Origin of the sequence: Kitasatospora sp. NPDC057595 (assembly GCF_042800875.1) — a bacterium.
GTDB lineage: Bacteria > Actinomycetota > Actinomycetes > Streptomycetales > Streptomycetaceae > Kitasatospora.
The window spans coordinates 361,073-373,498 of sequence record NZ_JBHVGL010000003.1 but is presented as its reverse complement, the minus strand read 5'-3'; the positions used below and the strand labels follow the sequence as shown (position 1 = coordinate 373,498).

General features: G+C 71.0%; 6 protein-coding genes. 2 read left to right on the top strand and 4 right to left on the bottom strand.

Annotated features, from left to right (window positions below; all coding sequences use genetic code 11):
• Window positions 1-8: 8 nt before the first annotated feature.
• The gene (locus ACFU9E_RS07820; RefSeq protein ID WP_380682686.1) at window positions 9-5,759 is read right to left on the bottom strand and encodes an RHS repeat-associated core domain-containing protein; all 5,751 of its coding nucleotides are present in this window, start codon (window positions 5,757-5,759) and stop codon (window positions 9-11) included.
• On the opposite strand from ACFU9E_RS07820, the gene ACFU9E_RS07815 reads away from it, so the two are divergent.
• Entirely contained in the window at window positions 5,743-6,024 is a 282-nt protein-coding gene (locus ACFU9E_RS07815; protein WP_380682687.1) for a hypothetical protein, read from the top strand. The two genes, ACFU9E_RS07820 and ACFU9E_RS07815, sit on opposite strands and share 17 nt — an antisense overlap.
• Window positions 6,025-6,429: 405 nt before the next feature.
• Window positions 6,430-10,590 carry an FG-GAP-like repeat-containing protein gene (locus ACFU9E_RS07810; protein ID WP_380682688.1) on the top strand — a complete coding sequence of 1,387 codons (4,161 nt, stop codon included), beginning with the start codon at window positions 6,430-6,432 and terminating at the stop codon, window positions 10,588-10,590.
• Between the two features lie 373 nt (window positions 10,591-10,963).
• On the opposite strand, the gene ACFU9E_RS07805 is transcribed toward ACFU9E_RS07810, so the two are convergent.
• The 3 genes from ACFU9E_RS07805 to ACFU9E_RS07795 all read right to left on the bottom strand — a co-directional run bounded on the left by ACFU9E_RS07805 (window position 10,964) and on the right by ACFU9E_RS07795 (window position 12,357).
• Window positions 10,964-11,323: an STAS domain-containing protein gene (locus ACFU9E_RS07805; protein ID WP_380682689.1), complete on the bottom strand. Its 360-nt coding sequence runs from the start codon at window positions 11,321-11,323 to the stop codon at window positions 10,964-10,966.
• 189 nt (window positions 11,324-11,512) lie between these two features.
• Window positions 11,513-11,791: a dsRBD fold-containing protein gene (locus ACFU9E_RS07800; protein WP_380682690.1), complete on the bottom strand. Its 279-nt coding sequence runs from the start codon at window positions 11,789-11,791 to the stop codon at window positions 11,513-11,515.
• Window positions 11,788-12,357: a flavodoxin family protein gene (locus ACFU9E_RS07795; protein WP_380682691.1), complete on the bottom strand. Its 570-nt coding sequence runs from the start codon at window positions 12,355-12,357 to the stop codon at window positions 11,788-11,790. The genes ACFU9E_RS07800 and ACFU9E_RS07795 overlap by 4 nt, the downstream gene beginning before the upstream one ends.
• Window positions 12,358-12,426: the final 69 nt, after the last annotated feature.

Sequence of the window (12,426 nt, the reverse complement as noted above, 5' to 3'; positions counted from 1 at the left end):
GGCGGATGCTACTCCAGGTCGCTCTTGCGGGCGTACGAGTCGGACTCCAGGTACTCGCGGGCACCGCGCTTGATGAGGAGGACGGTCACGGCCTTGTTGCCGTTCGCCTCGCGGGCCGCGCGTTCACCGAGTGCCTGGGCGAACTCGTTGTTCAGCAGGTCGACCCGGTGGTCGGTCTCCTCCTCCGGCGGGTAGTAGGCCTCGTGGGCGGCCGCCCACTTCTCCGCCTTCTCCCGGCCGAGCCGCGCGGTGAGACTCGCCTGCCACAGCACGTGCCGGTAGGCGTTCGCCTCGGCTCCGCCCTGGCCGCCTTCCTTGTACTGGTTCTCCCTCATGGCCCACATGCTCTCGGCGACGTAGACGGTGCAGTCGGACTTGTTGTCCCAGCAGAGCGACAGCTCCGCGTCGTTCATGGTGAAGCTGAAGGAGCGGTTCATCTCCTTGCGCTGCTCCTCCGTCACCGCCCGGTACTCGACCTTCTTCTGGTCCTGGTCGCCGAGGTGGTTGGCCCGCGCCTTGCGCTCGTCCTTGGTCAGGTTGCCCTTGGAGTTGCTGCGCGGCGTCGGCGGGGTCGGCGGCGGCGGGGAGCAGTCGTGGGTGGCGCAGTACTCGGGGGCCGGGGTGCCGCCCTGGTTGCGGGTGATGTTGAGGTAGTTGCTGCCGTAGTCGACCGGCTGGGTGCCCTTGTTGGTGCAGGTGTACTGGCCGGAGTAGCACTCGGGCAGCGCCTCGCCGGACGGGTCGCTGGTGGTCAGCGGGTTGTTGTTGGCGTAGGTGTAGGCGCCCATCTCCTGGGAGGCGGTGGTGTCCATCTGCGGGTCGACGCTGATGAACCGGCCGGTGTTGGGGTCGTACTCGCGGGCCCCGAGGTGGGTCAGGCCGGTGTCGCCGTCCCGGGTGCCGCCCAGGAAGCCGTGGTCGCCGAGCCAGCCGCTGCCGGGTGCGGTGCCGCGCTCGGCGCCGAACAGGGTCGTCTTGCGCCGGGTGACGGCCTGGGTGGCCGAGTCGACGTGGACGGTCGCGGTGCCGTGCTGGTCCGCGAGCACGAAGGACAGCTTGCCCGCCGTGCGCACGGCCGCGGTCCTGCCGCCGTGGCTGTAGTAGCGGGTGCCGACCGGCGTGGTGGCGCCGGGCGCGAGCTTCAGCTCGTTGCCGCCGGGCAGGTAGAGCGTGGTGCCGGTGGAGTCCCTGCGCACCAGCCGCCCGCCGTCGGCGTCGTAGACGTACGTGTTGTCCGTCCCGGTGCCGGTCAGCTTGGCCAGGTGGCCCTGCTGGTCCCACTCCAGGGTCTGGGCGGGGGCGGAGCCGATCGTGCGGCCGGTGGTGTTGCCGGTGACGTCGTAGGAGTAGCTCTCCTTGACGGTGCCGCCGGGGCCGGTCTGGGTGACCTCGGCGAGGGCGTTGGGCTTGCCCTGGACCGGGGTGTAGGTGCGCACGGTGTCCGCGGCGCCGCCGAGGCCGTGCCGGGTCTCGCTGCGGCGGTTGCCGACGCCGTCGTAGCCGAAGCTGGTCCAGTAGGCGTCCGGGCCGCCGACCGTGCTCGCCGACGGCGCGGCGGCGCAGTTGTCGGTCGCGGTCCAGGCCTGGGTGATCCGGCGCAGCGAGTCGGTGATGACGCACTGGGTGTCGGTCGCGACCGGCGCGTCCTGACCGGAACGGGTCGAGGTGCTGGTCACGTTGCCGACGGCGTCGTAGGTGTAGTGGGTGTCGTCGATGCGCTGCGGGGCGGCCTCGCGGTCGCTCACGGCGCGCAGCAGGCTACCGGTGTGCTCGTCGTACTCGTACGAGGCCCACAGGTGCGAACCGAACGCGCCGTACTCGTCGCGCAGGGTCCGGCCGTAGTGGTCGTAGGTGCTGACCGAGACGATCGGGGCGCCGCCGGCGTACGTGCTGACGGGCAGTCCGGTGGTCGGGGTGTAGGAGTGGACGACCCGCTCCGCCGGCAGTCCGCCGAGCGCGGGCTGCTGGGTCCACATCGGCTGGCCGGTGTTGGGGTAGTAGGACGTCGTCCACTTGTAGGTGTTGGCGAGCTGGCCCTCCGCGGACGGGACGGTCAGCTGGGTGTTGACCGGCTGGTAGAGGGCGTTGTACGAGGTCACCGCCGAGACGTAGGCGGCGCCGTTCACGTAGCGGGTGCTGGTGTCGGGCTTGCCCTTGGCCGCGGTGTCGTACGTCCACTCGGCGAGCTTGGTGGCACCCTGCTTGACGGCGGTGGTGCGGCCGAGCGCGTCGTAGTCGGTGTGCAGCACCACGCCGCGGGCGTCCTTGACGTCGGTGACACGTCCGCCGACGTCGACGGTCAGCTCGGAGGTGCCCTTGTCCGGGTCCTCGACCCTGACCTGCCGGCCGCGGCTGTCGTAACCGTAGCGCCAGACGTTGCCGACCGGGTCGGTCATCTCGACGACCTGGCCGCGCTGGTCGTAGCGGTAGAGCACCGACTGGCTCGCGGTGCGCTCCTCGTTGGTGTACTCCTTCATCTCGACCACGTTGCCGCGGGCGTCGGCGAGGTTGGTCTTGGCGGTGCCGCCCTTGGGCGGGACGACCGTGATGCCGTCACCGTGGTAGGTGGTCGTGGTGCGCTTGGTCTCGTCGCCGAACCGCTTGCCGATGACGGCGGTCGGCCGGGCGGCGCCGTCGTAGAGGGTGTCGGTCGAGGACGGGTACTTCAGCTCCTGCCCGGTCACCAGCACGCCCTCGGCGGCGCCGTCGGCGTAGTACGAGCCGGAGTCGCGCCAGGCCAGGCCGCGGCTGTCGTAGAACTGCTCGGTGACGAGGCGTCCCGTGCGGTCGGGCGAGGTGCGCTGGGTCTGGCGGGAGCGCATCAGGCCGTCGTAGATCGCGTACGAGGTCTCGTAGGTGGAGTCGAACTGCAGGGTGCGGGTGGTCACCACGACCGGGCCGTTGTTGCGCACCTGGTAGTCGAACCCGTAGTTCGGTGAGTCGGGGTAGGTGGCGGCCGAGCGGGTGGGCAGCCAGACGCCGGTGAGCCGGCCGAGCGCGTCGAAGCGGCTGGTGGTCACCTTGGCGTTGGGGTCCGAGATCGTCAGCGCCTGGCCGCGCAGCGGCTCGTAGCCGGTGGTGGTCGTGTGGCCGAGCGGGTTGGTGACCACGGAGGAGGCCGCGACCTCCCCGGCGGCCGGGGTGTAGGCGGTCGTCGTGGTCCTGCCGTAGGTGTCGGTGGCCGAGACGACGCGGCCGTAGGCGTCGTAGCCGGTGCGGGAGAGGGTGTCGTAGCCGTTGCCCGCCCCGTTGATGCCGCGGCTCTCGGTGGCCAGGCCGGCGGTGGGCGCGGCGCCGACGGTGGTGGTGTTGTCGTAGAGGGTCTGGGTGTCGGTGATGACGTCCGCCGGCCGGTTGACCGGCGCGCCGCAGGCCGCGCCGACGAGCTCCACCCGGCTCGGCCTGTTCAGCATCCAGGTGCCCGTGTTGCGGGCGTACGTCGTCGTGGTGCACCGCTCGTCACCGCTCCTGGACTCGTCGCCGAGCTCACTGAGGGTGGACAGCAGGCCGTACTCGTCGAAGGTGCGCGACAGCGAGGTGCGGCGCTCGCCGCCGGTGACCGCGGTGCGGGTCTGCTCCTTCTGGACGCCGCTGAAGCGGGCGGTGAGCGCCGGCAGCCCGGCGCGGTTGCGGGTCGCGGTGGCGGTGGAGATCCACGGCGTGTACGAGGTCGCCGAGACCAGCGCGCCGCCGTCCCCGTTGTAGACGGCCCGCTCGCGCAGCTGGCCGGCGAACTCGGGACGGTCGGTGACGGCCTCGCCGGCCGAGTCCTTGACCGCCGCCCCGTCGATGCCGCGGAAGTAGCGGGTCTCGGTGAGGGTCCGGGCGTCGTAGCCCGCGCCGGTACGGGTCTGGACGCGGCCGTAGCCGCGGGCGACGGAGAAGGTGCGCTCGTCGGCGTTGGTGAGCTCGTCCTCGTTCATCGCCCAGGCGGCGCCGTCGGGGTAGGAGTACTCGGTGACCTTGTCCGGGGTCTCGGCGAGGTTGTCGCCCTCGACGACCTTCTCGACGACGTAGCTGTTGAACCAGTCGTCCTTCACCGTGCTGCCCTCGCGTCGTTTGACGGGGTAGCAGCGGCTGGTGTTCGAGCCGTTCGCGGCCGGCAGGCTGGTCGCGGTGCAGCCGGGCTGGGAGTAGTAGACGCCGGTGGTGCCGCCGGTCTCGCTGGTGATCTGCGACATCCGCAGCCGGACGAAGGGCGCGAGGCCGTCGCCGGTCCGGTCGACCCGGTTGGCCATCTGCTCGCCGTCGAAGGTGACCGGGGGCAGCTCCAGCTTGCCGCCGGTCCAGCCGGTGCGGGTGACGGAGGAGAGCCACATCGGGGTGGAGAGGCCGTCACCGGAGGGCGGGAAGCCCTGCTTCAGGCTCCAGCTGTCGACGTCCTTGTGGGTGCCGCCGGTCAGGGCCCTGGCGGTGACGGTGACCAGGCGCTTGCGGGACCAGAAGGTGGGGGAGGCGTTGGACTTGCAGTCCGCGCCGTCCGCGCAGTACAGGTCGAACGGGACGTCCGGCCAGTTCTTGGCGTGGGCCTCGTCGAAGGTGCCGCAGTCGGCCAGGCAGCGCTCGTCGACGTCGAACTTGACGACGCCCATCGGCTTGGCGGAGTACACGGTGTCCGCGCGCAGGCCGTACTCGACACGGTCGAGCCAGCCGCCGCGCACGTACGGGGTCGCGGTGCCCTTGCCGGTCGTCGTGCTCCAGTTGCGGGCGTAGTTGTTGGTCTCGGTGTTCCAGTAGTACGCCATCGCGTTGCCGCGGGCGTCGACCACGTAGTCCAGCTGCCAGCGCCAGGCCTGCTGGCACCAGGCATTGGCGAAGGACGCGTTGTAGCAGGGCTCGCCGGACTGGTTGCCGAACACCGGCACCGTCCAGGTCGACCTGGTCTCCGCCGATCCCGGCTGGAAGCCCGGCAGGCGGTTCAGACCGAAGAAGTACTGGGTGCCGTCGGTCGAGGTGATCTTCCAGTGCTCGCCGTCGTTGTCGCCGTTGGCGGCGCCGGTCAGCTTCTCGACCTTCTCGCCGCTGTCCGCGGCCGGGTGCCAACCCTTGCCGGCCTCGTACACCAGCTCGGTGTTCTTGCCGCCGAGGTTGAGGACGGCGTTGTCGTTGAACCAGCACAGGTCGCCGACCTTGGCGGTGTTGGTGCCGCCGGTCTTGTCGTCGTCGCACGGCTTGTAGCGCCGCTCGATGAAGCCCGGCTCGTACGACCAGCCGTCACCCAGCCAGCCGGCCTGGTTGTTGGAGGCGCTGCTGCGCCCGTCGACGGCCTGCGAGGAGTAGCCGAGCGAGACGGCGGGCTGCAGGCCGCCGGGCACCGGGGGCGCCGCCATCGGGTAGGCCCAGGTGAAGGTTCCGGTGGAGCCGCCGGCCGACCAGGAGCCGGAGGCCTGGAGCTGGGTGGCCTTGTAGTCGCCGGTGGGACCGGCGGCGTCGGCGAGCGCCGCGAGCACCGTCGGGCCACCGGCCGGGCCGGAGGCGGCGGCGAGCGAGAAGCCCTTCGCCTCGGCCGGGCGGGCGGCGGGGGCGTCCACGCTCGCCGAGACGGCGCCCCTGGCGGGCTCGTTGACCGACTCCAGCGGGACCGGCGTACGGCACTCCGGGCTGTCCGGGGTGGTGAGGGCGCACTCGGGGAGCCGGACCAGCCTCAGTCGTGACGCCCAGTCACCGCCGTAGGCCTTGGCGAAGGCCGAGTAGTCGAGCGTGACCTTGACCTTGTCGCCCTCGGGCGCCCGGTCCGCCGCCGTGAGCGAGAACAGCACGCCGTCGATTCCGGCGGCACGGGTGTGCTGCCGGTCGGCGACGGTGACCTCGACGCTCTTCGGCTGTCCCGAAAGTAGTGCCTTCGCGCGCGAATCAACGTTTGCCGCAAGCGACTTGTCCGAACCGGATGCCGATTCGACGGATATCGCACCGGGGCCGGGCCACACCGTCTCGGGGGTCTTCTCCGTGGCGGTCGAGGCCAGACCGGCCTGCTTTTCCCCGCCGACCGGTGCCGTCTTCACGGGCACCGGCCGGATCTGCTGAAGGGCCGGCAGATCCGGCCCCCTGCCGCTCTTCTCAGCGGCTGACGCTGCACCTGGCAGCGCCGATGTCAATGCCGTGGCCACGACTGCGGTCGCCAGCCAACGGACGACGAAATGCCTCACTCGTCCCTCCGATGATTCTGAATGAGTCGACGAAGGCTAACAAGGCCTCACCGCGGATTTCTTGGGCTCACCTGGGAAAATGATGGGCGTAATGTCCCGTGTGCGATCATTCGTCAGGATCTGTGGCGCGTTCCCCATCTGGCCGTCAGTGCGGTTGGAGTGGAGTGAAGTTGACTTTGCATCACGAAGATGAAGGCGATGTGAAAGAGCCGAGGGGGCGCTTCGCGGCGGGGTATAGAGTCCTACCGCTTTCGGTAAAAGCACTCATCGTGAAGGAAGCAGTGTGACCATCCTTTCCCGTAGGAACGGGCGCAGTGGTTTGCGTCCGACCGGGGCGATAGCCCTGGGCCTGGTGGGAGGGCTCACGGTCGGCCTCGCCGTCGTGCCGCCCTCCGTCGCCCGAGCCCTGCCGGCCGGCCCGACCGCCCCGACCGCCCCGGCTGCTCCCGGCGTCGCCGTGAACCCGTCCGACGACGACGGTTCGGTCAGCCCCGAGGAGAAGGCCCTCCAGCAGGCCAAGTCCACCAACGCCCCCGCCGAGCTCGTCACCGCCCGGACCGAGCGCTCGGACACCTGGGCCAACCCCGACGGCACCTTCTCGGTGCGTCACTACGGGACCCCGGTGCGCGTGCTGCGCGGCGGCGCCTGGGTGGCCACCGACCCGACGCTGCAGTTCGCGGCCGACGGTTCGGTCAGGCCGAAGGCCGCGTCGGTGACCGTGGCGTTCTCCGGCGGCGGCACCGGCCCGCTGCTGACCGGTGTGAAGGACGGGCGCACGCTGTCGCTGTCCTGGCCGAAGCCGCTGCCCAAGCCCACCCTGGCCGGCAATGTCGCCACCTACGCCGAGGTGCTGCCGGGTGTCGACGTGCAGCTGAAGGCGGAGGTCGAGGGCTTCTCCCAGCTGGTGGTCGTCAAGACCGCGCAGGCGGCGGCCAACCCGGAGCTGGCGACGCTGAAGTACACGATGTCCACGGTCGGGGTGACGGTGGCCACCGACGCGGCCACCGGCGCGGTGCGGGCCACCGACCCGGCGGGGCGTCCGGTGTTCACCAGCCCCCCGCCGATGATGTGGGACTCCACCACCATCAGCAGCGCCCCGCCCGCCACCGGGCCCGCCAGGTCCGCCGCCGCCCCGGGCGCGGAGGGCTTCGCCCCGGCGGTCGGCGGCGGTGCGGGTGACCCGGCGGCCGGGTTCGAGCAGCCAGTCGGTGCCAAGGACGCGGTCATGCCGACCTCGGTCAGCGGCAACACCCTGCAGATCACGCCGGACCAGGCGCTGCTGACGGCCGCGGACACCAAGTACCCGGTGTACATCGACCCGTCCTGGGCGTGGGGCGGGCGCCAGAACTGGACCCGGGTCTACAAGAAGTACCCGAGGATGAGCTTCTGGAACGCCAACGAGGTGGCCCGGGTCGGCTACGAGAACGAGACCAACGGCCTGTCCCGGTCGTTCTTCCAGCTGGACACCAGCAACATCAAGGGCCGCAAGGTGATCAGCTCCACCTTCCGGATCAACAACGTCTGGTCCTGGTCCTGCCAGGCCCGCCCGGTCCAGCTGTGGCACACCGGCGGCATCGACAAGGACACCACCTGGGAGAAGCAGCCCGGCAAGATCGACTGGCTGGGGACCGTCAACGACGCCAAGGGCTGGAACTCCGGCAGCTGCCCGGGCGGGAACCTCGAATGGGACGTCACCTGGAAGATGCAGCGGGTCGCCGCCGCCGGTGACCCCAACATCACCCTCGGCCTGTACGCGGAGAACGAGGGCGACACCTTCGGCTGGAAGAAGTTCGACTCCAAGTCGGCGTACCTGGAGACCAAATACAACGACCCGCCGCTGACCCCCTCGGGCCTGGGCACCAACCCGCGCACCGACTGCGCCACCGGCGGCCTGATCGGCAACACCACGGTCAGCCTCTACGCGCTCGTCGACGACCCCAACGCGGGCAACCTCTCCGCCCAGTTCCAGATCTTCCGCGGCGGCTCCCTGGTCGCCGACAAGTGGATCCCCGCGCTCAAGGGCCGCGTCTCCACCCTGGTCGTCCCCGACGCCGAACTGCCCACCGGCGACTACACCTGGCAGGTCCGGGCCTACGACCAGAGCGAGTACTCCGGCTGGAGCACCACCTGCCGCTTCACCGTCGACCGCACCCGCCCCGCCAGGGCCCCGAAGATCGACTCCTCGGCCTTCCCCAACGGCGACAACGGCTGGCCCGCCGGCACCGGCAAAGCCCGCAACCCCGGTGACTTCACCATCGCCTCCAACGGCGTCGACGACGTCGTGCGGTACGGCTACTTCACCGACTGGGACCAGTCGGTGAAGACGGTGGACGCCCCCGCCGCCGGCGGCACCGCGAAGATCTCGCTCAAGCCCTCCGGCGTGGGCCCGCACTTCGTGCACGCCTTCAGCCAGGACGCCGCCGGCAACCGCTCCGACACCGCGACCTACCTCTTCTACGCCGGCCGCTCGCAGGACCGCGACGAGCCGTACGACCTCAACGGCGACGGCCACAAGGACATCTGGAGCGTCGACTCCAACGGCACCCTGCTCACCTACGCGGGCCAGGGCAACGGCCAGTTCTCCTCCGCCACCAACGGCGGCCTGTCCTTCACCGACCCGCGGATCACCTACTCCGGCGACTGGGGCGAGGACGGCTACAACGACCTCGTCACCCTGGAGTACGACAGCGTCGACAAGCGCCGCAAGCTGTGGACCTACCCCAACAACGGCCTGGGCACCGCGACCGTCAACTTCGGCAAGAGGAAGCAGGAGCTCAAGGTCTACTGCCCGGTCGCCGATCCCGAGGGCACCTGTCCGGCCGGCAACGACCACTGGCAGAACGCCAATGCCCAGATCCTGTCGCCCGGGGACCTCAACGGCGACAAGATCCCCGACCTGCTGGTGCGCGACGGCAAGCTTCTCTGGGCCTACTACGGTTCGCGCGACGACTACCTGGACAACTCCGACCCGGTCCTGGTCGGCGGTGACGACTGGGACAAGTTCACCGTGATCGCCCCCGGTGACCTCAACGGGGACGGTGTCCCGGACCTCTGGCTGCGCGACGAGACCAACGGCGACATCCTGCGCACCTTCGGCAGCAAGGACGCCAACGGCGTCATCGACCTGGCCACCTGGGGCACCAAGGACCGCGTCAAGGTCGGCTACGGCGTCACCAAGGAGCTCTGGCCCACCGTCGGCTCGGTCGGCGACATCAGCGGCGACGGCGTCCCCGACCTGTGGGCGCGCAAGGCCGACAACACCCTGTTCGCCTGGTGGGGCCAGGCCTCGGCCGGGGTCGTCTGGACGTTCTCCGGAGGCTGGGCCATCGACGGCGTGGTCGGCGCCCGGATCCCCTCCGGTACCAATCTGACCTCCGGCCAGGAGTACGCCACCGGAACCGCCAAGCTCACCATGCAGGCCGACGGCAACCTCGTGCTGACCAAGGCCGGCAAGCTCTTCTGGGCCTCCAACACCGGTGGCAACCCCAACGCGTTCGCCCGGATGCAGGCCGACGGCAACCTGGTCGTCTACAGCGCCGACGGCTCCAAGGCGCTCTGGAGCTCCCGCACCCACGGCAAGCCCAACTCCTACGCGATGCTGCTCGAACACGGCGTCCTGGTGATCTACAACGCCGTCGGCCAGGGTCAGTGGACCAGCAACACCCAGGGCCGGCCCGACTTCAACGCGGACGGCAGGACCGACATCCTCACCCGCGACGCCAACGGCGACGTCTGGGTCTACCCCGGCACCGGCGGCTCCGGCACCTCCACCTTCGGCGGCCGGTACTTCGCCGGCAACGGCTGGTGGCGCGAGTACTGGACCAACGTCTACGCCACCGACCTCAACAACGACGGGCACACCGACATCATCGGCCTCACCCGCGAGGGCGACATGTGGCTCTACTCCGGGACCGGCAACTCCGGCACCAGCACGGTCGGCGCCCGGACGCTGATCGGCACCGGCTGGGGCGGCTACACCACGCTGGCGTTCGGCGACGTCACCGGAGACGGGAAGACCGACGTCGTCGCCCGCGACAGCGGCGGCGAGCTCTGGGTCTACCCGGGCACCGGCGGCACCGGTACCTCCACCCTCGGCAACCGCTTCTTCATCGGCAACGGCTGGTGGCCCGCCAACTGGATCACCATCCGGATCGCGGACGTCAACGGCGACTTCAAGCCCGACATCATCGGCCGCACCGACGGCGGTGACCTCTACATCTTCCCGAACACCAGCGACGCCCAGAGCACCAGCTTCGGCCCGCGTTACTTCTGGGGCAACGGCTTCTGGCCCGGGGAGTGGAACCCGTTCGTCAGCGACTTCAACAACGACGGCGCGGCGGAGGCGGTCGGCATCACCCAGAACGGTGACATGTACGACTTCATCCCGAGCGGCCGCACACTGGTCGGCACCGGCTGGACGTCGGTCTTCGACGTCATCCTGTAACCACCGGAGCCGGTGACCGCGCACGACGCGGCGCCGACGCGGCGACGACGCGGCGACGACACGGGCGCCACCCCACGGCAAGCGGGGTGGCGCCCGTTCGTTCGTCAGCCGCCGGGCACACCGTAGCGGTCTCGGCCCCCGCGCCGGTCAGTTCGGCGGCGGTCTGTTCGCTCTGGCCGAGCTCGTCGCGCAGGTGGGCCTGGAGCGGGTCGGCCTCCGGCTCCTCGGCGAGCTCACGGGCCTCTTCGGCCCGGTCCGGTTGTGGCGGCCCATCGCGCCGGCTGCTCCTGTCCGGAGGCCATGGGCGAGCGTGGGCGGCAGGCAGCCGGAGTCCGGAGTGCCGTAGCGGGAAGGCCGGACGGGGCGGGCGGGCTCAGGGGTGGGCGGGCTGCGCGAACTCGCAGGGCACGGACCGGTACAGGCCGAGCAGCCGCAGCACCTTCGCGGGCTGCCGGGAGACGCCGCGCAGGAACAGCCGGGTGCCCTTCGACAGACGCCGGTTCAGCTGCAGGAAGGCGTTCGCCCCCGAGCTGTCGCAGAAGCTGACGCCGGACAGGTCCAGCACGAGCTCCCGGTCGTTCTCGTCCGCGAGTCCCAGGAGTTCCGGGACGAGGCCGGATGCGGTGAGCATGTCCAGTTCGCCGCTCAGCCGCACCACCGTGGTGCGGGCCCGCGGATCGCGGGTGACCGATCGGACCACGCCGTGCCCGACCGCTGTTGCCGTCGCGCCCACCACAACCTCCTGGGAGTTCCGTCGTCTCGCGGCCCGGGCGCGACCGGTCCTCCGGTCGGCGCGGTGCCGTGCCCGTACCGGAGTCAACCAACTGCCGCGCCGCGTCCGGAAGAACCGATGGGCCCCCGCCGTAGGGCCGGTGGTCCCGGGCCGCCCGGACGGGTCCGGCGGGTGGCGGGGAGCGCGGGGTCAGCCGGCGTCGTGCTCGTTGGCCGCGGCGTCGGTGCGGCCGGCGCGCAGCAGCTGCTGCCCGAGGTCGATCAGGGCCCGGGCGGCCGCGTACTCGTCGCCGATCTCCGGAACCGGCGGGTCGTGCGGGTTGCGGTGGGCGGTGGTACGGCTGTGCAGGGTGTTGTCACCGGTGTCGAGCACGGCATGGACGTTGGTGACGTCGCCCTCCTCGAAGAGGTCGAGCCGCAGGGTCCAGCGCTTGGTGCGCAGCGGTGTCGCGGTGGTGTGCGTGCTCATCGCGGTTCCGTCCTTTCGAACACGGTTCGTCGCTGGACGAGGGCGGCGCCCCAGGCGCGGGCGCGGTCCAGTTCGCCCGCCCGGAGCGGGCCGTCGACGCCTTCGACGACGAAGCCCTCGGGCTCGGCGACGACGTCGTAGTGGTGGTGTTCGAGACGGTGGGCGATGCCGGGGGCGGCGCCGCCGCTGCCCGAGCCGGCGCCCCGGGTGTCGAAGGCCGCCGCGTGGGTGCCGTGCTCGGTGTCGGGCAGATGGCGGAACCAGGAACGCAGGCCCTCGCCCTCGGCGGTCTCGCGGGCCTCCCGGGCGGTCTCCTCGTGGCCCTCCTTCCTCGCCTCCGCCGCGGCGGCCATCCGGCGGCTCAGTCCGGAGGACATGCCGTGCATGTGGGTCGGTCCGCCGACCACGAGCAGGTCGGCGGACCGGGTCAGCTCGGCGGTGGCCTCGGCCACCGGGAGGCAGTCGACGGCCGCGGCGGGGGCGGCGCCGTGCACGCCCTCGGCGATGGCCTCGGCGACCTCGCGGGTGTTGCCGTACATGCTCTCGTACACGATCACGGTGTGCATGGCTGTCACCTCTCCTCGGCGGACGACGCCGCGGTCCCCGGTCGTCGCGGGTCCCGATCGCGTCCGCAC

What these genes read in the sequence shown, in the direction of transcription:
- ACFU9E_RS07800 (WP_380682690.1), bottom strand. Translation starts at nt 11,791, where the DNA reads ATGAGCACGCACACCACCGCGACACCGCTGCGCACCAAGCGCTGGACC.
- ACFU9E_RS07795 (WP_380682691.1), bottom strand. Translation starts at nt 12,357, where the DNA reads ATGCACACCGTGATCGTGTACGAGAGCATGTACGGCAACACCCGCGAG.